The 24,640-nt window shown below is 44.1% G+C and carries 19 protein-coding genes; 11 read left to right on the top strand and 8 right to left on the bottom strand.

The genetic code is table 11. From position 1 onward, the window contains the following. Positions 1 to 11 precede the first annotated feature (11 nt). Positions 12 to 1,814 carry a translational GTPase TypA gene (gene typA / locus BACCOP_RS02950; protein WP_007566122.1) on the top strand — a complete coding sequence of 601 codons (1,803 nt, stop codon included), beginning with the start codon at positions 12 to 14 and terminating at the stop codon, positions 1,812 to 1,814. A 268-nt stretch (positions 1,815 to 2,082) separates the two neighbouring features. Here typA and BACCOP_RS02945 read toward each other — a convergent pair whose 3' ends face one another. Continuing rightward, on the bottom strand, positions 2,083 to 4,047 hold the full coding sequence (locus tag BACCOP_RS02945; protein ID WP_007566120.1) for an LTA synthase family protein: 1,965 nt from the start codon (positions 4,045 to 4,047) through the stop codon (positions 2,083 to 2,085). Positions 4,048 to 4,208: 161 nt separating this feature from the next. On the opposite strand from BACCOP_RS02945, the gene BACCOP_RS20920 reads away from it, so the two are divergent. Together BACCOP_RS20920 and BACCOP_RS20915 are read left to right on the top strand one after the other, a co-directional pair. Further along, complete coding sequence (locus BACCOP_RS20920; protein WP_007566118.1) at positions 4,209 to 4,754, top strand: fibronectin type III domain-containing protein; 546 nt, start codon at positions 4,209 to 4,211, stop codon at positions 4,752 to 4,754. Then, complete coding sequence (locus tag BACCOP_RS20915; protein ID WP_317618168.1) at positions 4,712 to 5,563, top strand: metallophosphoesterase family protein; 852 nt, start codon at positions 4,712 to 4,714, stop codon at positions 5,561 to 5,563. Before BACCOP_RS20920 ends, BACCOP_RS20915 begins: the two co-directional genes overlap by 43 nt. A 70-nt stretch (positions 5,564 to 5,633) precedes the next feature. On the opposite strand, the gene BACCOP_RS02935 is transcribed toward BACCOP_RS20915, so the two are convergent. The 3 genes from BACCOP_RS02935 to BACCOP_RS02925 are packed head-to-tail and all read right to left on the bottom strand — an operon-like array spanning position 5,634 to position 7,667. Then, a complete protein-coding gene (locus BACCOP_RS02935; RefSeq protein WP_022125498.1) occupies positions 5,634 to 5,996 on the bottom strand; it encodes a hypothetical protein in 363 nt (120 codons plus the stop codon). 40 nt (positions 5,997 to 6,036) lie between these two features. Then, the gene (locus BACCOP_RS02930; RefSeq protein WP_022125499.1) at positions 6,037 to 6,747 is read right to left on the bottom strand and encodes a glycosyltransferase family 32 protein; all 711 of its coding nucleotides are present in this window, start codon (positions 6,745 to 6,747) and stop codon (positions 6,037 to 6,039) included. A 5-nt stretch (positions 6,748 to 6,752) separates the two neighbouring features. Continuing rightward, positions 6,753 to 7,667, bottom strand: coding sequence for a lysophospholipid acyltransferase family protein (locus BACCOP_RS02925; RefSeq protein WP_007566111.1), 915 nt, complete (start codon positions 7,665 to 7,667; stop codon positions 6,753 to 6,755). Positions 7,668 to 7,794: 127 nt separating this feature from the next. On the opposite strand from BACCOP_RS02925, the gene BACCOP_RS02920 reads away from it, so the two are divergent. Both BACCOP_RS02920 and BACCOP_RS20220 read left to right on the top strand, forming a co-directional pair. Next, positions 7,795 to 9,627, top strand: coding sequence for an ABC transporter ATP-binding protein (locus BACCOP_RS02920; RefSeq protein WP_007566109.1), 1,833 nt, complete (start codon positions 7,795 to 7,797; stop codon positions 9,625 to 9,627). A 479-nt stretch (positions 9,628 to 10,106) separates the two neighbouring features. Continuing rightward, the gene (locus BACCOP_RS20220; protein WP_007566104.1) at positions 10,107 to 10,367 is read left to right on the top strand and encodes a glycosyltransferase family protein; all 261 of its coding nucleotides are present in this window, start codon (positions 10,107 to 10,109) and stop codon (positions 10,365 to 10,367) included. Positions 10,368 to 10,380: 13 nt separating this feature from the next. Here the strand turns inward: BACCOP_RS20220 and BACCOP_RS02910 are convergent, their stop codons facing one another. Beyond that, positions 10,381 to 11,598, bottom strand: a complete 1,218-nt coding sequence (locus tag BACCOP_RS02910) for a transposase (protein ID WP_007566103.1) — start codon at positions 11,596 to 11,598, stop codon at positions 10,381 to 10,383. Positions 11,599 to 11,961: 363 nt separating this feature from the next. On the opposite strand from BACCOP_RS02910, the gene BACCOP_RS02905 reads away from it, so the two are divergent. From BACCOP_RS02905 to BACCOP_RS02890, 4 genes are read left to right on the top strand one after another with little or no spacing between them, the layout of a single operon-like run. Next, positions 11,962 to 14,247 carry a TonB-dependent receptor gene (locus tag BACCOP_RS02905; RefSeq protein WP_007566101.1) on the top strand — a complete coding sequence of 762 codons (2,286 nt, stop codon included), beginning with the start codon at positions 11,962 to 11,964 and terminating at the stop codon, positions 14,245 to 14,247. Position 14,248: 1 nt separating this feature from the next. After that, positions 14,249 to 15,442 carry a zinc metalloprotease gene (locus tag BACCOP_RS02900; RefSeq protein WP_007566099.1) on the top strand — a complete coding sequence of 398 codons (1,194 nt, stop codon included), beginning with the start codon at positions 14,249 to 14,251 and terminating at the stop codon, positions 15,440 to 15,442. Next, the gene (locus tag BACCOP_RS02895; protein WP_007566097.1) at positions 15,426 to 17,561 is read left to right on the top strand and encodes an O-antigen ligase family protein; all 2,136 of its coding nucleotides are present in this window, start codon (positions 15,426 to 15,428) and stop codon (positions 17,559 to 17,561) included. The genes BACCOP_RS02900 and BACCOP_RS02895 overlap by 17 nt, the downstream gene beginning before the upstream one ends. A gap of 13 nt (positions 17,562 to 17,574) precedes the next feature. Beyond that, positions 17,575 to 19,503, top strand: a complete 1,929-nt coding sequence (locus tag BACCOP_RS02890; protein ID WP_007566095.1) for a transglutaminase-like domain-containing protein — start codon at positions 17,575 to 17,577, stop codon at positions 19,501 to 19,503. Here BACCOP_RS02890 and BACCOP_RS02885 read toward each other — a convergent pair whose 3' ends face one another. Then, on the bottom strand, positions 19,504 to 19,710 hold the full coding sequence (locus BACCOP_RS02885) for a hypothetical protein (RefSeq protein ID WP_007566093.1): 207 nt from the start codon (positions 19,708 to 19,710) through the stop codon (positions 19,504 to 19,506). Positions 19,711 to 19,859: 149 nt separating this feature from the next. Here BACCOP_RS02885 and BACCOP_RS02880 point away from each other — a divergent pair, with 149 nt between their 5' ends. Both BACCOP_RS02880 and BACCOP_RS02875 read left to right on the top strand, forming a co-directional pair. Next, positions 19,860 to 20,432 (top strand): helix-turn-helix domain-containing protein, encoded by a 573-nt coding sequence (locus BACCOP_RS02880; RefSeq protein ID WP_022125645.1) that lies wholly within the window; start codon positions 19,860 to 19,862, stop codon positions 20,430 to 20,432. Between the two features lie 76 nt (positions 20,433 to 20,508). Further along, positions 20,509 to 22,737, top strand: coding sequence for a heavy metal translocating P-type ATPase (locus tag BACCOP_RS02875; RefSeq protein WP_007566089.1), 2,229 nt, complete (start codon positions 20,509 to 20,511; stop codon positions 22,735 to 22,737). Between the two features lie 22 nt (positions 22,738 to 22,759). Here BACCOP_RS02875 and BACCOP_RS02870 read toward each other — a convergent pair whose 3' ends face one another. Further along, positions 22,760 to 23,938, bottom strand: coding sequence for an acyltransferase family protein (locus BACCOP_RS02870; protein WP_007566087.1), 1,179 nt, complete (start codon positions 23,936 to 23,938; stop codon positions 22,760 to 22,762). Between the two features lie 107 nt (positions 23,939 to 24,045). Further along, positions 24,046 to 24,621, bottom strand: coding sequence for a Crp/Fnr family transcriptional regulator (locus BACCOP_RS02865; RefSeq protein ID WP_007566085.1), 576 nt, complete (start codon positions 24,619 to 24,621; stop codon positions 24,046 to 24,048). Positions 24,622 to 24,640 lie beyond the last annotated feature (19 nt).

The raw sequence follows: 24,640 nt of genomic DNA, 5'->3' as shown, positions 1-24,640 counted from the left end.
ATAGGTATAGTATGCAAGATATTAGAAACATTGCCATTATTGCCCACGTAGACCACGGAAAAACTACACTGGTGGACAAAATGATGCTGGCGGGACACTTATTCCGCAATGACCAAGCCAATGGCGAATTGGTACTGGATAACAATGATCTGGAACGTGAAAGAGGTATAACTATCCTTTCTAAAAACGTATCCATCAATTACAACGGTACAAAAATCAACATTATCGATACTCCGGGACACGCCGACTTCGGTGGAGAAGTAGAACGAGTTTTGAACATGGCAGACGGATGCATCCTGCTGGTTGATGCGTTCGAAGGTCCGATGCCACAGACACGCTTTGTATTGCAAAAGGCTTTACAGATCGGATTGAAACCTATTGTTGTTGTCAACAAGGTAGATAAGCCAAACTGCCGTCCGGAAGAAGTTTACGAAATGGTATTCGACCTGATGTTCAGCCTCAACGCTACAGAAGACCAGCTTGACTTCCCTGTTCTTTACGGTTCTGCAAAGAATAACTGGATGGGCGAAGACTGGAGAACTCCTACCGGCACTATTACTCCATTATTGGATGCTATCGTTAAATATATACCGGCTCCTCATCAATTGGATGGTACTCCACAAATGCTGATTACCTCTCTTGATTATTCTTCATATACCGGACGTATAGCCGTAGGTCGTGTACATCGCGGAACACTTCGCGAAGGCATGAATATCACATTGGCTAAACGTGACGGAACAATGGTGAAATCTAAGATCAAGGAAGTTCACACTTTCGAAGGATTGGGCCGCAAAAAGGTAGAATCAGTTTCTTCAGGTGATATCTGTGCACTTATCGGTATAGAAGGATTCGAAATCGGTGATACTATCTGCGATTTTGAAAATCCGGAACCACTGCCACCTATTGCTATCGATGAACCGACCATGAGTATGCTGTTCACTATCAACGATTCTCCGTTCTTTGGCAAGGAAGGTAAGTTTGTTACTTCACGTCACATCCACGACCGCCTGATGAAAGAGCTTGACAAGAACTTGGCATTACGTGTACGCAAGACAGAAAATGAAGATGGAAAATGGATTGTTTCCGGACGTGGTGTATTGCACTTGTCTGTATTGATTGAAACCATGCGCCGCGAAGGATACGAACTTCAGGTAGGACAGCCTCAGGTTATCTTCAAAGAAATAGACGGTGTAAAATGCGAACCGATTGAAGAACTGACCATCAGCGTACCCGAAGAGTTTGCCAGCAAGATGATTGATATGGTAACACGCCGTAAAGGTGAAATGGTTTCTATGGAAACTCAGGGTGACCGCGTAAACATCGAATTCGACATGCCTTCACGTGGTATCATCGGTCTGCGTACCAATGTACTGACAGCTTCACAGGGAGAAGCTATCATGGCTCACCGCTTTAAAGAATATCAGCCATATAAGGGTGAAATTCCTCGCCGTACTAATGGTTCTATGATTGCAATGGAAAGCGGAACAGCGTTTGCTTATGCTATCGACAAGCTGCAAGACCGTGGAAAATTCTTTATTTACCCGCAGGATGAAGTATATGCTGGTCAGGTAGTAGGAGAACATGTTCACGAAAACGACCTTGTCATCAACGTTACCAAATCGAAGAAACTGACAAACATGCGTGCTTCCGGATCGGATGATAAAGCTCGTATCATTCCTCCGGTAATCTTCTCACTGGAAGAAGCTTTGGAATACATCAAAGAAGACGAATATGTAGAAGTAACTCCAAAGAGCATGCGTATGCGTAAAGTCATTCTGGATGAAACAGAACGTAAGCGCGCAAATAAGAACTGATAAAGAATACAGAATAAAAGCTAAATTTCAACTTCAGAAAATAAACTTTTAATCTGATTTTAGATTTAACTATATATAAAACAGCCCTGTCATTCACTTTAAAAGCTGAATCTGACAGGGCTGTTTTATATATAGCTAACTATTAAAACCTTTCGTCCATTAAAAGAAGGAGAGTTTCACTCCATTCTTTTTCAAAATAGAGCAACAACCATAAGCAATAGTTATAGAAAATTATTATATTCTTTGCAGAGTTTGACACAAAGCGAACTTACTCTCTGTAAACCAGATCATTCGAGTTCATACGTTGCATATACTGCTGGATAAACGATTTCACTTGTGTTTCCATAGCCCGAAGTGTGTCCTGAGGCATGGTATCCTTCACATCATCTTTCAGTAAACGGTCGGTACGGTAACGATAAGCTTTCAGCACTTTCTCTCCATCGAACTGAATCATGTAATCTCCCTTTACAAACTGATAGACATTTGTACCCATTACATTATTCACTGAGAATTTCTCAGCAGCCGGAGTTTGGAGTGCATCCTGTCCGAAACTGATATATGGGCGATCATAACCCAGCAATCCCAGTACAGTCGGCATAATATCTATCTGCTCGACAATCTTGTCCTCCATACCGCGAAGTTCCGGCATACCGGGAGCATAAAACAAGATAGGAACACTATACAAACCCAAGTCGGTCATATACTCTGGATATGTACCAAAGCTGGTATGATCGGCAGTTATCACAAACAATGTATTATTGAACCAAGGCTGACGGGAAGCTTTCTCAAAAAAGAGCTGCAAGGCATGATCCGTGTAGCCGATACAACGCTGAAGCGGAGTTGGTCCGTCTGGAAACTTTCCTTCATAACATGCTGGTATTGCAAACGGATGATGTGAACTTGCCGTAAATACGGAAGTAACAAACGGCTGCTTAAATTCTGTCATCTTATCACAATAGTATTGCAGAAACTCTTCGTCCCAGATAGCCCATGTACCGTCGAAATCATCATCACCGTGATAGCGAGGATCTTCATTATACTCCGTACGTCCGTAATAATCAGTAAATCCTACTGAACGAGCAAAGGCCTGAAATCCCATCGAACCGTTCATAGCCCCATGGAAGAAAGCCGAATAATATCCTTTGTTCTTAGTCAGCTCACCTGCAATGCTGGATACATCGTTCAGCGAAGCCGGTGTAAGGAAGAACGGCTCAACAAAACTCGGTATGGACGACAAGACCGAAGGCATTCCCTCGATACTCTTTCGCCCGTTGGCATAAGTATATGTAAAACTCAGACTCTTTGTCAACAGTGAATCGATAAACGGTGTATAACCCTTATATGTCCCGTTATCCAGATCAGGATTCAGCTTGCCTACAAATTCTTTCGTAAAGCTTTCCCAAATAATCACAACCACATTCATCGGCTTGAACTGTACTGAATCGGCAGGAACATGTACCGGAGAATATACGGCAAGTGCTTCACTTTCGGGCATATAGTCGGGAACAATAAAAGCCTTTTTCCCGAGTGTACGGAAAATAGAAAACGGTGTATTCAGCACCACCCCCGCATCCAGCGGCCGGTCGACATACTGATTGGCATTACTAATGGTAATCGGACGTGTAGCAGTTGTCATACCTCCACGCATACCAAATACTGTAAACAGTATGGCAACCAGCAAAGTAACGGTCTGTATCAGATAATATTGCCACTTGCTATATACCGGAATATTCCGTGGTGCCCGATACAATTTATAAATAGCATAACAGAACACTGCCGCCAATACCACCAGATACCAGTGCGAAATAAACTCATCCATGAAGATAGAAGCCAGATTACCCCCACCCTCATTGCTAAATTCCTGAAAGACACTCATGGTAGTACGCCGTCCGGAAAAACGGAAATACACACAGTCTACCAGATTCGATATCAGGAAAAAGCCATTGACTACCGTAAAAATCCAGCGGACAACCTTATAAAAGGTAGCATTCTCTTTCCAATGAAACGGCAGCAGAAACAATAAAATAAACAAGGCATTGCTATACAAAATGGCCGTCGTATCAAAAATAATACCTGCTCCGAACATATTCAGCGCATATTCTCCTGTCAAGTTCTCACTGAACAGACGGAAATTCTCAAGCAAAAAAGTCAAACGGCAAAGCGAATAACACACATAGATAATGAACAAATTCCATATCAAGGAAAAGACATTCGAAAACAATTCTTTTTTCATTGCCAATGTTTTTGGAGGTTAAGAGCGACAAAGTTAACGATTATTTTCCAAACCCTCTCAAGACCTTATTTTAAAATAACTTTTCTGTAAAACAGAACACAATATAAGAAATTTAAAGTACCATTTTCTATCTTTGTAACCGAATAACAATCTGTTACAACATGAAAAAGAAAACTATCATCCGACTTAGCATCACATTGATTGTCATCGCGGCACTCGCACTGTGGATCAATTCACGCTGGAGCGCATGGTTCCACAACGAAGCAGAACTTCCTTATGCACCGCAGTCAGAACCCGGACGAGTACTACTCACTTTCGGCGATGAAAACGAACTGTCGCGCAATATCAGCTGGCAGTACGACTCTATAGTCGTACCGTCGCATGTCGAATTGGTAGATACACTTTCGAAAGATACCATACAAATCGATGTACAAGGAGAAATTTTCCAGTCACGTAGCGGAAAGGCAGCATACTACGTTGCCAAACTCCGTACCTTACAACCTGACCGCTATTATACTTACCGCGTTTGTAATGAAGGCAAGACCTCATCCTGGTATAGCTTCCGTACATACAATCAGTCTACCCGCAACGATTATTCATTCATGTATGTAGGCGATGTGCAAGACAGCATCAACGGGAAAGCAAACCATTTTTTCCGTGAAGCATTGCAACGTCATCCCGATACAGAGTTTTCGGAGGCGATCTGACCGAACGTCCAACTGAACAACGCTGGGAAGAAACATATCGCGGGCTGGATTCCATCGGACAACAATACCCTGTCATCACCGTTACAGGAAACCACGAATACCTGAAATACATCATTCGCAAACTGGAACGCCGCTTCTCACTGGTATTTTCATACTATCTCGACTCAATGGTAGGCGAAAATCAAGTATATACTCTGAAGTATAACGACATGCAAATCTTCTGTCTCGACAGTAACCGCGAGTTCTTCTACCTGTGGACTCAGAAAAAATGGTTAGAAGAACAGCTCAAGAAAAGCAATGCACGATGGAAGATCGTCGTACTTCATCATCCGCTATACTCCATTAAAGGCAGTATGAACAACCTGTTTCAACGTACCATGTTCAACCCGCTGGTTGAGGAATATGGAGTCGATCTCGTACTGCAAGGACACGAACACGCTTATGCCCGTATGACTGCCCACGGTGAAAATGGAGAAGCCCAAGCACCTGTTTATACAGTCAGTCACTGCTCACCCAAAAACTACTACATTGAGTTCGACAAGCGGTTCGACAAGTTCGGAACAGGTAGCCGTTACTATCAGCAAATCCGTGTACATGGCGACACCCTCACCATGAACGCCTACGATGCCACGACCAACGACTTATACGATGCTGTCGATATAATAAAAGATAAAACCGGAAAATCCCGACTGGAAGACCGTGGAAAAGAGATTCCCGAAGCACTGATATTCCATTCCAACGGCGGAAAAAAAGAAGAAGCCTTCCAGAAGCGAATCGATGAATACAAACAGCGGAAAGGTATCCAATAAATATAAGATGAAAAAAGGATTTATGACTTTTGAAATGTCATAAATCCTTTTTCCATATCGTATTAAGCAATTATCCTTTCTTTTGATTTTTCAGTTTCAGTTGAAGCAGAATCCCTACCAGCGTAATAGCAATCATGAACCACCAAAAGCGGATATATCCAGTATAATCCATAGAATAAGCTACCATAAGCCCTGCGATGTCAACCATCAAATCAATCAGCTCACTCCGCAGATTGCCCGTTATACACAAGAAAGACTTTTCCTTTCTGTACAATTGTATAGCATAAATCACATGCATTATAAACAGCCCAATGATTAAGACAGAAACCGTATAAAAGAGCCAGTCCTTAGACTCCGTAGCAGGCAATATCGCGACAAATAATAATATAAGCCTTGATGTATCAGAACCTAAACGTAAATTTTTAAAAGCCATACTTACTCTATTTTTTAGTTTACCATGTAATCCAGTCACATTATCTGCCAAGCAGATAAAATCTTACCGCATTACAGAAATGCTTGAACGAACGTTCCAGTTTCCTGCCAAACTTATGGTCACGCCAGCTTCCGTACACCCGATGTTCCCCAAAAGCATCCGGACTATGCTTGAAGCGGCTTCTTGGCGACAACCAATGAGTAGGATATATATGTATACCATCCAAATGCTGTTCCTCCTCCTTGCAGACATATCCCCTACGTTCCGCAACACTTCGCATGATATACGGAGAAATCGTCTGGTCCAGCGAACCGTCAGGACGGATAAAGTCCCGTTCCTGATAATACTCAAAGACCTCCTTACAGAAATCATTTCCCTTTGAACCGATAAAGAACGCGGCCTGAATACCATAATCGGTTTCTCCTTCTTCCCACCGCTCATTAAACGTAGCACATCCGGTTTCAGGAATAAACCGGTCGAAACGCTTACGCAGATAAATATCACTGTCCATATACACGCCACCTTCTTTATATACAGCATAAAAACGGACTACATCTGCCGCAAATGCCCATTTCCTGACCGACAGCGCCTGGTCTATATATTTACAACCGATAGCCTTTGCATCCTCGTACGTCCAGACACGTACCTTATAATCAGGAAGAACACGCTTCCAGCTTGCCAGACAAATCTTGATTTCCAGCGGATAAGGATCCTTGCTGAACCAGCATAAATGAATAATTTTCGGGGGCATGATATCTACGAATTTTGAGTGTTCCACGACATTTTCAACCATTCTTCTTTTGTCCGTTTCCATCGGTTATGACTCCACAGCCAATACGCAGGAGCTTCCTTTATCTGTTGCTCCAGATGCTCCGAGTACATATCCGTCAGCTGATACTCAGGTAATTCGGCAGGATGCAAGGTCAGCAGTTCGAAAGAAGCATGATAGTATCCGCGCTTTACCCGTGTTACTTTCAGGTAGTAAACGGCAGCATCCAGCCGGCGCCCTATGCGTTCCGTTCCTTGAAAGAAAGCAGTGTCCCGATGCAAAAACTTTGTCCAGTGGCTCATCCCTTCCCATCCAGGCGCCTGGTCGGAAATAAAGCCTATCATCACTTTCTTTTCTCCTCTGCTGAGTGTAACCAGCCGGCGTAACGTCTCCTTCATCGGAATGGACTCACCACCAAACTGTCCGCGAAGGCGGAGATATAACTTATCGAACGCCTTATTATATAAAGGATGATAAATCTGTCCGCAATGAATTTCAGGAAACCAGTATTGCAGAGAAGCTACATACTCCCAGTTGCAATAATGTCCCAGACATACGAAGCAACATTTTTTCCCAGCCTTGTCCAACTCCGCGCGTACCTCATCCAGTCCGCTGAAAGTCATACGCTTCATCATCTGCTTTTTCGACATGGAAAACAATTTGATGGTTTCTACCACATAATCGCAGAAAAAATGATAGAACTCCTTTTCTATCTTCAGAATCTCCTTTTCACTTTTTTCCGGAAACGAACCGGCAATGTTGCGGTGTACAATATCCCGGCGATATTTCAAGCCATAGAATAACGGTACAAACAGCAGGTCGGATATGAAATAGAGTACCCTCAATGGCAGCAAAGAGAGCAGATACCAGAAGAAAAAAATCAGATAATATATGAATTTCATTGAATTGCCATGTTTCAGTTAAAGTGCAAATTTATAAAATAATATGCAAAAGCACCTGCTTTATATAAAATAAAACAATAAATTACACTATCTTTGTGCACTATATTATAACAGAAATTTTTCCTGCATGAAAGAATTTTTCCAAATGATGCGGCGGTTCATTTCGCCCTACAAAAAGTATGTTGTCGGAGCAATAGGTCTTAATCTGCTGTCGGCAATATTCAATGTCTTCTCTTTTTCACTTCTTATACCGATTCTGAACATCCTGTTCAAGACTGGAGAGTCAGAAAAAGTATATCATTTTATGGAATGGGGAAGCGGAGAACTGAAAGACGTTGCCGTAAATAATTTCTATTATTACGTATCCGAATTGATAGAAATATTCGGCCCTGCCACTACTTTACTTTGGCTGGGACTTTTCCTTGCAGGAATGACCCTGCTGAAAACCGCATGCTATTTCGGTTCTACAGCCATCATGATTCCGCTTCGTACCGGTGTAGTACGCGATATCCGCATCATGGTTTATTCAAAGGTAATGTACCTCCCACTCAGCTTCCTATCTGACGAACGAAAAGGTGACATCATCGCCCGTATGAGCGGCGACGTTGGCGAAATAGAAAACTCCATCACCAGCTCACTCGACATGCTGTTGAAAAACCCGATTCTTATCATCTCTTATTTCGCCACCCTGATTGTAACCAGCTGGCAACTTACCCTGTTTACCATCATCGTGCTGCCAGTTATGGGATGGATCATGGGACGTGTAGGACGCAAACTGAAACGCCAGTCGCTCGAAGCCCAGAACAAATGGAGCGAAACCATGTCGCAGTTGGAAGAAACATTAGGCGGTATGCGTATCATCAAGGCATTTATCGCAGAAGAAAAAATGATAAACCGCTTCGTGAAGTGCAGTAATGAATATCGTAGTGCAACCAATCGCGTAGCCATGCGCCAGAGTCTTGCCCACCCGATGAGCGAGTTCTTGGGAACCGTACTCATCGTACTTGTACTTTGGTTTGGTGGTTCACTGATTCTAAGTGCTAACTCTACCATCAACGCTTCTACCTTCATTTTCTATATGGTGATACTTTACAGCATCATCAACCCGTTGAAAGATTTCTCCAAGGCAAGTTACAATATCCCGAAGGGGCTCGCTTCAATGGAACGTGTAGACAAGATTCTGAAAGCTCCAAACAACATTACAGAACGTACCGATGCCGAACATATCAGCGAAATGAAAGAAGGACTGGAATTCCGCAATATTTCGTTCAGCTACGGCACGCATGAAGTACTCCACGACGTCAGCCTGAAAGTACGCAAAGGACAGACTATTGCATTGGTAGGACAAAGTGGTTCAGGAAAGTCAACACTAGTCGATTTAGTTCCCCGCTTTCACGATGTGCAGGCTGGTGAAATTCTGATAGACGGAAAAAATATTAAAGATCTGGTAGTAAAAGACCTCCGCGGACTGATAGGTAATGTAAATCAGGAAGCCATCCTGTTCAACGACAGTTTCTTCAACAACATTGCTTTCGGTGTAGACAATGCCACCATGGAACAAGTTGTTGCCGCTGCCAAGATAGCCAATGCCCACGATTTCATTATGGAAAGTGAAAAAGGCTACGACACCAACATTGGCGACCGCGGCTGCCGCCTTTCAGGAGGACAGCGTCAACGTATCTCGATAGCCCGTGCCATCTTGAAAAACCCGGCCATCTTGATTCTGGACGAAGCTACTTCTGCCCTTGATACAGAAAGTGAACGCCTGGTACAGGAGGCTTTGGAACGTTTGATGAAGACCCGCACTACTATTGCTATCGCACATCGCTTGTCGACTATCAAGAATGCCGACTGCATTTATGTACTCTATGAAGGCCGTATCGTAGAAAGCGGCAGACACGAAGAGCTGCTCCAGAAAAACGGTTACTATAAACGTTTGAACGATATGCAGGCTCTGTAGATTCTGACCATACCAAACGTATAATATAACCAAAAGGTCTTGTATAAAAAAGAAAAGTACAAGACCTTTTATTTTTTTCTCTACAAATTTTACTTCTTTTTTTGTACAATAGGTTCTATGGATTTGTACGAAAAATAAAAAAAGATGAGGATGTTTTTAGAAAAAGAACAAGTAATTATAAATAAACATCTAAGAAGAGTTTGTTTTCTAATTAATTTTTCTTCTATCTGCGAAGTATATACATCTTTTAAATATACCACCCTTACCTAACAAAAAACAAAAAGACAAGCAGTATTTTAAGAAAAGAACATTTTATATATAAAAAGCAAAAGTTTACATATGAAACATATCAATATAAACATTTTAAAGGGACAAAATTGTGTTTATCTAGTAAAAACTATAACTTTGTAAACAAAATAATTTATCGGATTATTCATTCAGTAATCCAAGCCACCCGCTTAGTTAAAAAATAAACAAATATGAATAAAATTCCTATATTTTTTTGTTTTGACAAAAATATGGTAATGCCAGCTGGTGTATGTATTACTTCAATGCTTTTAAACAAGCATACAAATACCTACTATGATTTCTTCATTTTATATAATGAAGAAAATCTTTCATCAGAATATAGAAGCCAAATTTTAAAAATACAAGATTTTTATTCTAAAGATTGTCGTGTTTCTTTTTTTAACGTAGGAGAATCATTTAAAAATGCCTATGAAGTAACAATAGTTCGTTAAAAATTCGCCAAGCCTAAGCGGCTCTGGCAGTAAATAAAATGAGTTCTTTGAAAAGTTTGTCAATAACTTGCGGGTCTGGGCTAATCCCAAACACGCAAATAAATCGTTCAAGCATATAAGCATTGTGTATGAAAGACTTGCAGGAGGATATGGAATAGGTTATTCCGAGCCTCTTACATGCCGCTTTGGCCAAGTTGACAGCAGCAAGCGATGCATTGAAGTGAAAATCCAATTTCCTGAAGTCGGTAGACTGGCAGCTGGTGATTCCTGCATGCTGCTTGCCATCTCTAAAGCAAAATTCCAACTGGAACCTGGTTCTGTAATAATCCAGCACCTCGCGTCCATCCATGGAATCGTCTGTAGAGAAATAAAGTTGCCACTTGTCTGTTCTTCCGTCCATCGGATACCAGACGGCTAAGGAAACATACCTTTTGAAAGCTTTAGCATAAACCCTCAATCCGTATAGCTTTCCTTTGTTCACCTCGTATTCCTTGCACCGGGTCAAATCCAGATTGGCAAAGTCAATCCTGCCGTCAAACCACTTGGGATGACCACGTTTTCCTGTTTTCTTTTCCAATGTCGGATAGTACAGGACAACATCATTCCTAAAGCGGCTGATGACATGGAAACCGTTCTCACACATAGGCGTTACGAAAGTTTCCTTGGAAAAGAATGCGTCTGCAACCACCGTTCTGGACAGGCTCTGTAGCTTGTCTTTTCTGCTGATAAGATAGCAGCTGTACCAGTCAACAAGGTTCTTGTCCATATTATCCAAGGTCTTACAATCCGGTGTCTGAATGGAACCTAAAGTCATGCATTCATGGTTGTCGATGTCAATGACACCGATGCCCATGATTTCCAGTCCACGCTTGTACTCTCCTGCACAACCGGACCAGAAGTAACCTATCCAAGGTGTCTTCTTGCCTGATTTGGGAATATAGGAAGGGTCGATGGCAATGGCTTTTCTTTTGCCTGTGAGATGCTTGCTGATGATAGATCCGTTGAACGCAAACCAGTCGAAAGTTTCATGCTCAAAAAGGTTGCGATAAGTCTGTTCTGAGAAACAGCCATATCTGCCCAATTGAAGGAAATTTATACGATCCGGGATGGCCATGAATAATTTCATGGTGTCCATGAATGCTTTTTCAAAAGGTTTGTGTATATTCGCTACTGATTTGAGAGCCGACAGGCACTCGGATTGGTATTGCATAAGGAGTGTTTCTTTAGTCATAATCAGAAGAGTTCAGAGACTTCTAATTTACTAAGAAATAACGAATTATGCAATACTTTCCTCCTTTATTATCAGCAGGTTAGCTCTCTTTTTTCAGCACATTTCTTCATGCTTAACCATTCGTTTTTGACAACATTTCAATGACCTCTTTAGTGTTTCCGAACCAGCTTTTGCCGGTTCTGTTGTTTAACTTTTAATCTTTCGGTAAAAATTTACCGAAGTATTGGATATTGATACTCTAGGGCATTGTGATGAATACAAATGTCCAGGTATGAGTTGTCATGGTTATGATTGGTAACACAGTTATTGTATTGAGATTTAGGAATCTAGTCAGTATTCCTAAATCTCATAATTTTAAAGATTATGAAATTGATTATAAAAATTTTATTTTTCAGCAGTTTGATAACGACTCCTCTTCAAGCACAGTCTATACTGAAAGGTATTGTAAAATCAGAAACTGGAACTGCTGTTCCTTATGCATCAATTCAATTATTACAACCGGATTCTACTTTTGTACAAGGAACAGCAACCGATAGTACCGGTAACTATAAAATGACAGTACGGAAAGGAGAATATTTGATGTCTGTCAGTTCAATCGGCTATCTTACCAAGACAATTCCTGTAATTAGCAATGGTGAGAATGACAGGACATTACCAGTCATTACCTTACAGACTAACAATATAATGCTAAACAATGTAGAAATTAAAGGAAGTTCATTCATCCGTAAAGACGACCGAATACTGATAATTCCCGACAAGCAGCAGTTGAAACACTCACATACAGGATACGATTTGCTTTATAATCTGATGATTCCGGGCATGGATGTCGACCGCCGGAAAGGAACAGTATCAGCCATGGGCGGAAACGCCACTTTATATATAGACGGACGCGAAGCAGACTATCGGGAAATAAAGAATCTACGCCCGAAAGATATTGAAAGGATAGAATACATGGATATGCCCACCGGAGAATATGCCGGAGATAAAACTTCCGTAAATTTTATTACCAAGAAGCGGATAAACGGAGGTTATGTGTCGGCAGATGCGGACCAGACAATCGGTTATCTGAAAGGAGATTATAACTTGGGAGTCAAGCTGTATAGTGGTAATACTTCATATACGTTGTTTGGCGGACATTCTATGCAAGAATATGAGAATGAGGGAAGCGTAAATACAGAAACCTATTATTTTCCGGAACATAGTATTGTAAAACAAGGCAATACGGACTTAGACCGCAAGAAGAACAATAGACAATATGCACAGTTGAATATATTGAACCAGACCAACAAACGAAAACTGATGGCCAAGATGGCGTTGGTACACAGTGAAGAGCCGGGCAGTGAACAGGAAAGCAGCCTGACCTATTCGGAGCTATACCCCAGCTCATCCTCCCATAGCAGGATGGAACAGCGCTCGCTGAAACCGTCGTTAAACCTATATGGAGAATTCCGTTTCAATAAGAATCAGAAATTGCAGTGTACGCTGAATGGAGATTACACCGATAACAGTTATGACCGCTCGTATCTGGAAAACAAGTTTATTTCACATAGCAATGTGCAGGAAGAAATGTACACGCTTTCTCCTTCGGTGAAATATTATGCCAAGTTTAAACACGGTAACTCTCTGACAGCTCAAGTTCGTCATATACATCGTATCAGTTCGACTACCTATAAAGGTGATTCTCCTTCCTGGCAACATCTGTGGTCGGGTGAAACCTTATTGTTTCTTAATTATAATCACAAGTTGAGCAAGAAACTCACGTTAGATGCACAAGCGGGTATGTCTTCCTTACAGTATCGTCTGCATGGTCAAGACAAAATCAGCCGGATCAGCCCGCGAGGTTCTGTAGCCTTGATGTACAGCATCAGCAAGAAGCAGTTCCTTGGCGGAGGAATGGCAGTAGGTAATGCCTATCCCGAAATCAATACCATCAACACGGCTGAGCAGACAGTGGATATGCTTCATGTGAAACGTGGTAATCCATATTTGCCTAAGATTTCCATGTATTCGGCATCAGCCAACTATAGCGTACAGTTCGGGCGCTTTAACTTGTTTGGAATCTTCATGTATGATACGGAGATAAACACCACCCTGCCTGCTTTCTTTATTGAAGGGGATAAAGTGGTGGAAACATTCAGAGGTGACGGAGATTATCATTCGTTCCGTGGTGGATTGGATCTTTCGTACAAGGTGACTGATGCGTTACGTTTGAAAATTAGCGGACGCTGGCAGCGTGGATTGATAACAGGAACAGAAAAAGAACATGAAAACAGTGTGTACGGTAAACTGGACATCAATTACTTCTGGAAAGATTTTGCACTGAACATCTACGGACAAATGAAAAGCAAGGAGTTGAGTATGAGTGGTATTTACAGCGAACAGGACGGCTGTTATGGGCTGTCATTGAGTTGGAATCACGGCAACTGGTCACTGGAAGGAGGTACGAATAATCCGTTTATCGACAGCAGCAAGACACGAAATTATCTGACTTCGGAGGTATATAGTTTCGACCGTTACCAATATTACCGATATAATCAGCAAAGCGGATACGTAAAGGTAGCCTATACATTCGAATTCGGAAAGAAAACTTCCCGTGACAGAAATGATGTTGATTATAATATCAATAGCGCAATATTGAAAGTGGAATAGAATGAATAAATATAAGCAGATACATATACAAAATTTTTCTTCGGCCTCGGTGAAGGAACGCTTCTTGCTGGTGTATAACGGACGGCACTACGAGGCTGGCGCACCAGTGGTAGACCTAATCCGCTGTCTGCAACAAGAAAATACACAAGAGGAGGCGGTAGTTGCCTTTGTGGAAAAAAAGAAGGGCATGTTTTCGTACGCTCAGGTGGAGGACGTGATAACACGGCTGATCCAGCCGATGTTTGCCGACGATGCGAAACCCCGTAAACGGACATTCCTCTACGAACGTGAGCTGTTCTCCGCTTCGGTGATAGACCGCTTTTCGGATGCATGTAGCTTTCTGTTCCGTAAAACGGTAATGTTTCCGCTGATGATAGCGGTACTGGCAGCCGACATCTGTTTCTTCTGTATCACCGACAACCTACTTACCTTCAACGGTTCCGCCAATGCCTATATGGTGATAGGAATGCTGATATTTATGGTAGCATCATCGCTCTTCCATGAGTTGGGACATGCTTCGGCGTGCAAGCACTTCGGCATCCGCCACGGAGGAATCGGATTCGGACTGTACCTTAACTTCCCCGTGCTGTACACCGACGTGACCGAGGTGTGGCGCTTGCGGCGTACAGACCGTTGCATCGTAAACCTGGCGGGAGTATACTTCCAGATGTATATCCTGCTGGCAGTGCTTGCCTTGTTTTATGCTACTGGAAGCGATACACTTCGCTACATGATACTGACACTCAACCTCGGATTTATCATGACTCTGAATCCTTTCTTCAAGTTCGACGGCTACTGGATAGCGTCCGACGTGCTGGGCATCCCCAACCTACGCAACCGTTCGAAGGAATTGCTGAACTATCTGTACAGCCGGATACGCGGACGTGCGGAGAGTGAAAGGCCCTATCTACTCCAAACCAACCGGCTGGGGCGTTACGGACTGCTGGTGTATACCGTGGTGGTGAATCTGTTTATGGGATACTACTTCTTCTATATCCTGCCTAAGTTTATGGTAAACTTTGTGGCTTCGTTTCCCGATGAGATACACCAGTTGGTGCTGTATCTGTCTAATGGTATGGCGCCCTCGTTCGCCTTGCTGCGCAACATCTTCATGCAACTTGTGTTGCTGGGACTGGTGGGATTCATGCTATACAATGTGATACGCAAATTAAAAGTGAATGTCGGCAGAAGATAGACAACGGATTTCGGCACGATGGGGCATGCAGATAGCGGCTGTAATGGCTGTCATGGCACTGGCTGCGGAATTATTCCGCATAAACGACCCGTGGATGTTGTTACCGCTCGGGCTGTGTGTAACTGTATCTGTATTGTGGCTGCACTTCCGGTTTTCGGCGGTGGACGCGGCGGTGCTGGCAGTCTGTCTGTATGACGTGGCAACTTGGATTCTAAATCCGATAACAGGAATGTATGCGGCACGTATCTCGCTGACGGGACTTTGCGCATATCTGTTGCTACGAGAGGCATCGTGCCGGGCAGAAAGTATTTCGCTCTTTCTGAAACTGTCCGCCGGAATAGCAGGCATCGCCCTGGCGATTACGCTGGCTTCATTCTCAATCTGGACGAGAGCGGTACATGGAGCGGGATTTACCGATGTGTATCCGTTCCGTTTCTTGTTCCGTCCTTTCGGTTACATCACAAATGCATGGGCAAGTGTATGGTTACCCGTATTGGGGATGCTTGCGATGGGGATATACCGGATAGACCGATGGCGGAAGGTGTTCGGTATATGCTGGGTGCTGGCTTCCGTAACAATGCTGCTGTCTTTTTCGAGAGGAGCCTTTGTGTCGTGGGCGGTGTATGTGACAGTATTGTGCGTATCTATGGCTACATGGCGGTACAGGTTGGTACTGGTGGCAGTGTGCGTATTCATTGTGGGAACGGTATGGATGCTGTTTCCTACCGAAACAGGAACTACACTGGCAATGAAGCGTACCGAATCGCAGCGACAGAGTACGGAAAGCCGTTTTCGTGCCACAGAGCAGGCAATGACAGTGATAAAGGAACATCTGTGGACGGGAACAGGAAACGGAAGTTATACGCTGGCGATGGATCGGGTACTGAACGAAGACTCTACCCGACCTTATACCTCGTATGCACCGAATGTGGTGGTACAGGTGCTGGTAGAGAAAGGATTGACAGGGATGATGCTGTATATCGGTCTGTGTGCAGCGGTAGTAATATATTGGATAAAATATCGCAAGAAAAAGACAATGACGGCAATAGCTGCATGTCTGCTGGCAGTGGGAGTAAAGGAAATGACAATGAGCATCATGCTGGCCGACGGATCCGTATGGATACTTACCCTGATATTGCTTGCCTTGATGCAGACGGAAGCAGAGAGCGGAAACGAAACTGTAAAGTCTGTAAGGCTTACTGCATGGATACGGTATATGCCGCTAGCCGTGGGATGTTGCTGCTGGATAGCGTTTATGGTGTTGGACACACGTCTACGTATGGATAACAAGGCGGTGGAGCAGGCTTGCGAGGCTTGGAAAAAAGGAAATCACAAAGAGGCATTACAAGCATTGGAACAGACCTCCGACCGTTTTCCCTGCCGGATAAACAAGGCGATAGTTGCGGCGTTCGCGCCCGACAGCACATTATCTGAGGGATATCGGGCAAAGATACGGCAGCAACTGGAACTGGATATGAACGACACGGATGTGTATGCCGATTTTCTGCGAGGCAGGCTGTACCGGCTTGACGGAAAGTACGAGGAAGCAATGCTGGTACAGCAAAAGTTAGAATCGGAGTTTCCTCGAAATGCATCCATTGCCTACGAGAGCGCGGTGTTACTGTATGAAATCGGACGAAAGGATGAGGCGGCAGAACAGTTGCGCCGGGCTATATGGTTGCGTCCTGACTGGCTGCGTACGGAAAAGACACAAGAGTGGCTGACTGCGGACCCCGACTTGCGCCGTGCCGTGGAACAGGGACTGACGGTAGGGCTGGCAAAAAACGAAGGGACGGCTCATGCCTATGCCCGATACGGAGCACTGGCTTATTATCTGAACCGAAAAAAAGAGGCAACAGAGGTACTGGAACAAGTAGTAAATGCACAGCCGGGATATGCTGTGCCGTGGCTGCTTTTAGGACAAATCTATCGAGAAGAGGGCAAAATGGAACAGGCGGACAGCTGCTTCCGCAAATATAATCTGCGGATAAAAGGGGCTTTCAATAACAGTGACCGAGCGATGGAAAACGAAAAACGTAACTTCGGCGAGCATCAGCTGATGCTGGTGGACTATGCGGCGAAGTTTCAAAACTGGTATCGGTGTAAATTGATGTTTTGATAAATGATATGATATGAATAAGTGGAATCTTTTTAGTTTAAGTGCACTCCTGGTACTGGTGCTGTATAGTTGTGGTAGGCAAACAAATCTGGAGCTGGCGCTGGAAGAGGCTGGCGAAAACAGACTGGAGCTGCTGAAGGTGATAGACCATTACCAGAATGTGGATAACAGTGACTCGCTGAAACTGAAAGCGGCACTGTTTCTGATAGAAAACATGAGGGGGCACGGTACAGTATGGAGTGAAGCGATTGATACCTTCCGGAACCGGGTAGCGGAAGCTGACTCGCTGCTGACCATGGAACCACTGAATACATGGTGGGACGAACTGGCAAAGAATCACCATCCAATACTGAAGCGGGACTTGAATTACGTGAAAGCCGATTTTCTCATTCAAAACATAGATGGAGCTTTTCAGGCATGGCAGGAAGCGCCATGGCAAAAAGAAATAGATTTCGGACTGTTCTGCCGATATGTGTTGCCATATCGTTTTGAGTCGGAATTGTTGGCGTATGGCTGGAGGGACTCGCTTTATCAGGAATATCATACATTAGTAAAAGATGCACGGACTGTAAAAGAGGCGTTCGAAATCGTACACGATACGGTATGGAAACGGTTATTGAGCAGCAGTTCGCACTTTCCTCATATACTGGATGTAGTGGCAATGCAACATCAGCGTAAGGCAATGTGTGTACAGAGATGTGTGATGTTAGGGGCAGTAATGCGTGCGCTGGGGATTCCGGCTGCCATTGACAATGTTGGAAGATGGGCGAATTACAGCCGGAACGGTCATGCCTGGGCGGCACTTATTACCGACAAAGGGACTTACTCGGTATACGAAGACGAAAGAGTGGCAAAGATTAATAACCGCATCGATGCTACGGAATTCGAATTGAAGTATCCGATACCGGAAGATTTTCCGATGCGGACGGATTTCAAGAAACGTTGTGCCAAGATATGGCGAAGCACGTTCGAGCGACAGCCGACGGAGGATGTCGCAGAAGATGAGTGGGGAAAGAACGTATCATCACCTTTCCGTATGGATGTATCAGCCGCTTACGGGCTGAACAATAGTGTGGAAATGCAAACGGACCGTGCAGTAAAACGGGCATATCTGTGTACATTCGCTACCGGAACAGACTGGTCGCCAGTCGCTGCTTCCGAAGTTAAGAACGGAATGTGCCGCTTTGAAGCATTGGGAGATTCGGTTGTATATGCGGTAATCGGATTCGAAAAAGAAAAACCGATAGCGCTGGATAATGCATTCCTGATGCTAAACGGAAAGAAGCACACGCTTTCGCCTGACAAAAGTATGACCGGACGGGTGGTGTTAACCCGTAAATACCCGCTGACGGGAAAGTGGCCAAATGAATGGGCTCCAATGCCTGGGGCACGGTTTGAGGGTAGTAATGACAAGAATTTTACTCATGCGGAAGTTCTGGCACGGGTAGAACAGATGCCGGTATTCCGCAATGTACTGAAAGTGGAAAGCAAACAGATGTACCGCTATATCCGTTATTGTTCGAATGATACATGTGATACTCCGATGGCGGAAGTGGAATTCTGGAACAAAGGAAGCAAAATGAAAGCCGTACCGGGTCAAAGTACAGTAAAGAAAGTGGAACTGAGTGTGGACGGTAATACTTTGACCAGACCGGATATCACTCCGGGATATATATTGGGCTATGAACTGGAAAAACCGGCAGTACTGGACTCTATCGTATTCTATCCGTGGAACGATGACAACTTCGTACTTCCTACACACGAATATGAGCTGTTTTATTACGACAGAGGATGGGTTTCACTGGGTAAACGCAAGCCTGAAACCTATACACTGACATACGACAGAGTACCTGCACATGCTCTACTCCTGTTGAAAGACCGCACTTCAGGAAAAGAGGAACGTCCTTTCACTTACGAAAATGGGGAACAGATGTGGTGGTAATCAATAGCGGACCAGTTTCTTCGGATTCCCGTGCCATGAACAGCCCAGGCAGAATACTTCGCTCACATCGAATCCGTCGAGCGACTCTTCCGGATTTTTAGGTATGACCTCTCCTCCCTCAACAACGTATACCAGACGGCGGTCGCCTGCTTCATTCTTTACATACATGGCAGCAATCTTACACTGCGGACAAAGCATTTTTCTCATTTCTCTATGCTGATTTTTATTAACTTTACAAAAATATAAGATAGAAACAAAAAAAGAACAGTTGTGGTTCTTTTAACAAAAGAAAATTCAGCAAACCGGCATATATTCATATTGAAAAGCTTTATTTTGCAGAAATTATTTTAAGACGCATGAACAATACAACGCTCTATATTAAAAACATGGTGTGCTACCGCTGTATTATGGTGGTAGAAGACTTGCTTGCCAAACTGGGCTTTACACCCTTGCATGTTGAGCTGGGAAAGGCTATCATACAGGAAACTGTCGGAAAAGCCGAACTGGAACATATCCGGCAAACGTTACAGTCTGTGGGATTTGAACTGATAGACGACAAACGCAACAGGCTGATAGAGCAAATCAAGCAGGAAATTATCCGGCTGGTACATAGCCAAAACGGTGAACTTAAAACAACTCTGTCGGACTTTCTTGCCGACAGGCTTCATCACGATTACAGCTCCTTAAGCAAACTGTTTTCGGAAACCAATGGCATTACAATAGAAAAATACTTCATTTCACAAAAAATAGAGCGCGTAAAGGAACTACTTGTGTATGATGAACTCTCACTGAACGAAATCGCTTTCCTGCTAAATTATTCGAGTACGGCTCATCTTAGCCGGCAGTTTAAAGAAGTGACCGGCACTACTCCTAGCGAATTCAAAAAACAAAAGATCCAATTACGCAAAGGACTGGATGAAATCGTATAAATCATACCCATAATTTTATAACACACACAATGGTCTGCCGGTGTATCTTTGCGCCAGAATCAAAAAGAAAAGAACAATGACAGACCAACAAATAAAAAAACAGACTTTCCCCGTACTGGGCATGAGTTGTGCCGCCTGCGCTGCACGTGTTAACAAAACATTGAGCCGGCAGGAAGGGGTGTGCTCGGCCAATGTCAATCTGGCAACAGCTATCGCTACCGTAGAATATGATCCGTCGCTCTGCTCGCCCGAAATGATGAAGCAGGCTGTACAAAACGCAGGATTCGACTTGCTGATTGATACGGCTAAAGAAGCCGAAAAAGAGGCTGAAGACACACATGCCGCCCATTACAGGCAATTGAAGTTCCGGACTATATGGGCTATTATCCTATCGCTTCCTGTCGCTATTATCGGAATGTTTTTCATGGATATGCCATATGCCAATTACATCATGTGGATATTATCTACTCCTGTAGTGTTCTGGCTGGGAAGCGGATTCTATGTCAATGCCTGGAAGCTGCTGAAGCACCGTTCTGCCAATATGGACACGCTGGTGGCAAACAGTACCGGAATCGCCTATCTGTTCAGCTTGTTCAACTTGTTTTTTCCCGATTTCTGGCTATCAAGGGGAGTGACTCCGCATGTGTATTTTGAAGCGGCCAGCGTGATTATCGCCTTTATCCTGCTGGGACGCACACTGGAAGAACGCGCAAAAGGCAATACATCGGCTGCTATCAGGAAACTGATGGGACTACAGCCCCGTACAGTTATTATCGATGACGGAACCGGCGAACGGGAAGTGAGTATTGATCAGATTGTTCCAGGCAACATGATTGTCGTGAAACCGGGAGAACGTATCGCTGTAGACGGAACCGTAACGGAAGGCAGTTCTTTCATCGACGAAAGTATGCTGAGCGGCGAGCCAATTCCTGTCTGTAAGTCGGCAGGAGCAAAAGTATATGCAGGAACCATCAACCAGAAAGGAAGTTTCCGGTTTCGGGCTGAAAAGGTGGGAGCTGATACGATGCTTTCTCACATTATTCATCTGGTACAGGAAGCTCAGGGAAGCAAAGCGCCCGTACAGCAACTGGTCGACAAAATTGCAGCTGTATTCGTCCCTGCTATCATGACAATGGCCGTGCTTACTTTCATTGCATGGATCGTGCTGGCGGAGAACGGCTTTACGCACGGACTGCTGGCAGCCGTTACCGTACTGATTATCGCCTGTCCGTGCGCCTTGGGACTGGCTACCCCTACGGCTATTATGGTGGGTATCGGCAAAGGGGCCGAAAACGGTATACTGATCAAGGATGCCGAAAGTCTGGAAATGGCCAAAAAGATAGATACGATTGTACTCGACAAGACGGGAACCATAACGGAAGGGAAGCCTGTGGTGACAGACATTGTCTGGGAAGCTGAGAATGCTGATATACAGCGTATCTTTCTGGGACTGGAAAAGCATTCCGAACATCCGCTGGCTACAGCCGTAGTGCAGGCATTATCTCAGGCAAATGCTGATAACGGAGGGGATTGTCTGCTAACCGGTTTCGAAAGTATTACGGGGAAAGGTGTGAAAGCAAGCTGGAACGGCAAAACGTATTATGCAGGAAACCGCCGGATGCTTGCCGAAAGGGGTATTACTATCTCTCCTGCCCTTTCAGAAAAGGCTGAAGCTTTCGCACAGGAAGCCAAAACCGTCATCTGGTTTGCCGACGAACAGCAGGCACTGGCAACTTGCGCCATTGCCGACCGGATAAAGGAAACATCGAAAAAGGCCATCGCCGAGTTACAGCAAAGAGGTATTTCAGTTGTCATGCTGACGGGTGACAATGAGCAGACTGCCCGTCGGATTGCTGCGGAGGCTGGTATCGCCGAATTCCGCGCGGAAGTGTTGCCTCAGCAAAAATCGGAGTATATCAAACAGCTTCAGGCGGAAGGAAAGCATGTAGCCATGGTTGGCGACGGCATCAACGACAGCGCCGCCCTTGCCCAAGCTGACCTGAGTATCGCCATGGGACAAGGAAGCGACATCGCCATGGATGTGGCAAAGATGACCATTATATCGTCGGACCTGACTAAAATAAGTGAGGCCATCCGGCTTTCGACACTCACCGTACGTACTATTCGCGAGAACTTATTCTGGGCATTTATCTACAACCTGACAGGAATTCCCGTAGCGGCAGGTGTGCTTTACCCTTTCACGGGATTCTTGCTGAACCCGATGATTGCGGGAGCTGCCATGGCATTCAGTTCGGTTTCGGTAGTAACAAACAGCCTCCGACTGAGAATGAAGCGAATCAGATAGTCCTCTAAATCAACATATCAAATCAACGCAGACTGCCTGCCTGTTGTCTTTTATGCATGAAACGTTTTGCAAGATATTTACGCACCGGTTCATCGTATAACTTCAGACACAGGTAGGCTAAAACGATATTACCGGCCATCAACAAGGTTGCAACTTCCCATGTTTCTCCGAAAGTGAAATACTGATTCTTTATCAGCCACGCGTAAAACAGGTAATAGAAAGGATAGTGAATGATATAAACGGGGAAAGATATATCGCCCAAGAATTTACATACGGAAGAGGAAATCGTATCGGTGGTAGAACCGGAAGCGCCTAGCCATACCAGAACCGGGAAAACAATCATAATGCACACCATTTCAAACACGCCGTTGTAACAGATGGGTTCCAAGCCCGGAATAAACGGTACGTAAAACAGGCATATCAATACCAGTGAACAAATCCAGAATGCGCCACGAACCTTCACGGGTTTAAAATAACGGCACACCAGCATACCAAGACTGAACGGGAAAAGCATGCGCAGCAAGCCTCCGATGAAATTGACAGAGTCGAGTGTCCATCCTACTCCGAGCGAACCATAACCCGAATAATCGGTCAGTGTAAAGAAGGCTAAGCAAATTCCCATGACGGCCGTCCACACAGCCAGCGCTTTGTTGCTGAAACGATGAATAAACAATGCGTACAAGATATTGCCTATATACTCGAAGAAAAGTGACCATGCAGGACCATTCAGCGGAAACATTTCGCCATTTCCGCGTATTTCGTAACTGCAACCCAGCACAGCGGGGATAAAGAACATGGCGCACAAAAGGGCAATCATCACTGCTGATGTGGCAACATGTGTTCCGTCCCACTGCACACTGCCCTGTAACAAGAAGGTTATTACTCCCAATACAGCTCCCATTACGACCATGGGATGCAGACGGATTAAACGGCGCTTAAAGAAGTTGCCGGAAGACATTGATTTTCCCCAGCGGTCGTCATACGCATAAGCGATGACAAATCCGGACAAGATAAAAAAGAAGTCTACGGCCAAATATGCATGATTAGGAGTTTCGATGATTGGGGCATTTGCCGCAAAAGCATATCCTTCAAAAACATGATACCATAAGACCAAGATAGCAGCTACCCCACGCAGACCGTCGAGCAAGTCGTAATGAGGCTTTGTATCAGAAAAAGCTGCAGATGCTTTTAATTGTTGCATGATTATCGATTTTTAAATTAAACAAATAAACTTTCAAGGTTAATCACACAACAAAGGTAGCCTCTATCCGCCAATAAAAAGTTGTCCTACATCAAAATCGGCTGCCATTATGCCTTATCATTCTCATTCGAGCGAAGCCTGCTCAACGTAGAGAGAGTAATGCCCAGATAAGAGGCGATGTAGCCTAAATTGGTTCTCTGGCAAACATACGGAAACTGTTTCTTGAACTCTTCATACCGCTGTCTGGCCGGAAGTGTAAGCCTTTCCTTATGACTTCTGTGCAGCCTTCTGTATTCATTCTGATGTATGATTCTCCCCCAGTTACAAAACTCAAGATTGGTTTCGAACAGCCGTCTTAAATCTGTCAGTTCTATTCTATACACCTCTACGTCTTCCAGTGTTTCAACAAATTCTTCGCTCTTTTTATTATAATAGAGTTCGTCCATACTGAAGACAATCCCTCCCTCACACGAAAATGAGGTCGTAATTTCTTCTCCGTCTACCAGCCAGAAAGAACGCGTCATTCCCTTTTCTATAAAATAAGCGTATCGGCAGAAAATATTCTCTTTTATAAGCTGATATCTTTTGGGATAATTACATTTTACAACAAGACTTTCCAGTTCCTTCACTGTTTCATCCGATATAGGACATAAGGCCCTCATACACGCTATTACATGCTTCATAATACTATTTCGTTTTTCA

Origin of the sequence: Phocaeicola coprocola DSM 17136, assembly GCF_000154845.1 — a bacterium.
Taxonomy (GTDB): domain Bacteria; phylum Bacteroidota; class Bacteroidia; order Bacteroidales; family Bacteroidaceae; genus Phocaeicola; species Phocaeicola coprocola.
Note: the sequence above shows the minus strand (reverse complement) of the source record. Positions and strands in the feature narration are given on the sequence as shown.

What these genes read in the sequence shown, in the direction of transcription:
- BACCOP_RS02945 (WP_007566120.1), bottom strand. Translation starts at nt 4,047, where the DNA reads ATGAAAAAAGAATTGTTTTCGAATGTCTTTTCCTTGATATGGAATTTG.
- BACCOP_RS02930 (WP_022125499.1), bottom strand. Translation starts at nt 6,747, where the DNA reads ATGCCCCCGAAAATTATTCATTTATGCTGGTTCAGCAAGGATCCTTAT.
- BACCOP_RS02875 (WP_007566089.1), top strand. Translation starts at nt 20,509, where the DNA reads ATGACAGACCAACAAATAAAAAAACAGACTTTCCCCGTACTGGGCATG.
- BACCOP_RS02870 (WP_007566087.1), bottom strand. Translation starts at nt 23,938, where the DNA reads ATGCAACAATTAAAAGCATCTGCAGCTTTTTCTGATACAAAGCCTCAT.
- BACCOP_RS20920 (WP_007566118.1), top strand. Translation starts at nt 4,209, where the DNA reads ATGAAAAAGAAAACTATCATCCGACTTAGCATCACATTGATTGTCATC.
- BACCOP_RS02865 (WP_007566085.1), bottom strand. Translation starts at nt 24,621, where the DNA reads ATGAAGCATGTAATAGCGTGTATGAGGGCCTTATGTCCTATATCGGAT.
- BACCOP_RS02920 (WP_007566109.1), top strand. Translation starts at nt 7,795, where the DNA reads ATGAAAGAATTTTTCCAAATGATGCGGCGGTTCATTTCGCCCTACAAA.
- BACCOP_RS20220 (WP_007566104.1), top strand. Translation starts at nt 10,107, where the DNA reads ATGAATAAAATTCCTATATTTTTTTGTTTTGACAAAAATATGGTAATG.
- BACCOP_RS02885 (WP_007566093.1), bottom strand. Translation starts at nt 19,710, where the DNA reads ATGAGAAAAATGCTTTGTCCGCAGTGTAAGATTGCTGCCATGTATGTA.
- BACCOP_RS02905 (WP_007566101.1), top strand. Translation starts at nt 11,962, where the DNA reads ATGAAATTGATTATAAAAATTTTATTTTTCAGCAGTTTGATAACGACT.
- BACCOP_RS02895 (WP_007566097.1), top strand. Translation starts at nt 15,426, where the DNA reads ATGTCGGCAGAAGATAGACAACGGATTTCGGCACGATGGGGCATGCAG.
- typA (WP_007566122.1), top strand. Translation starts at nt 12, where the DNA reads ATGCAAGATATTAGAAACATTGCCATTATTGCCCACGTAGACCACGGA.
- BACCOP_RS02900 (WP_007566099.1), top strand. Translation starts at nt 14,249, where the DNA reads ATGAATAAATATAAGCAGATACATATACAAAATTTTTCTTCGGCCTCG.
- BACCOP_RS02910 (WP_007566103.1), bottom strand. Translation starts at nt 11,598, where the DNA reads ATGACTAAAGAAACACTCCTTATGCAATACCAATCCGAGTGCCTGTCG.
- BACCOP_RS02890 (WP_007566095.1), top strand. Translation starts at nt 17,575, where the DNA reads ATGAATAAGTGGAATCTTTTTAGTTTAAGTGCACTCCTGGTACTGGTG.
- BACCOP_RS02925 (WP_007566111.1), bottom strand. Translation starts at nt 7,667, where the DNA reads ATGAAATTCATATATTATCTGATTTTTTTCTTCTGGTATCTGCTCTCT.
- BACCOP_RS02880 (WP_022125645.1), top strand. Translation starts at nt 19,860, where the DNA reads ATGAACAATACAACGCTCTATATTAAAAACATGGTGTGCTACCGCTGT.
- BACCOP_RS02935 (WP_022125498.1), bottom strand. Translation starts at nt 5,996, where the DNA reads ATGGCTTTTAAAAATTTACGTTTAGGTTCTGATACATCAAGGCTTATA.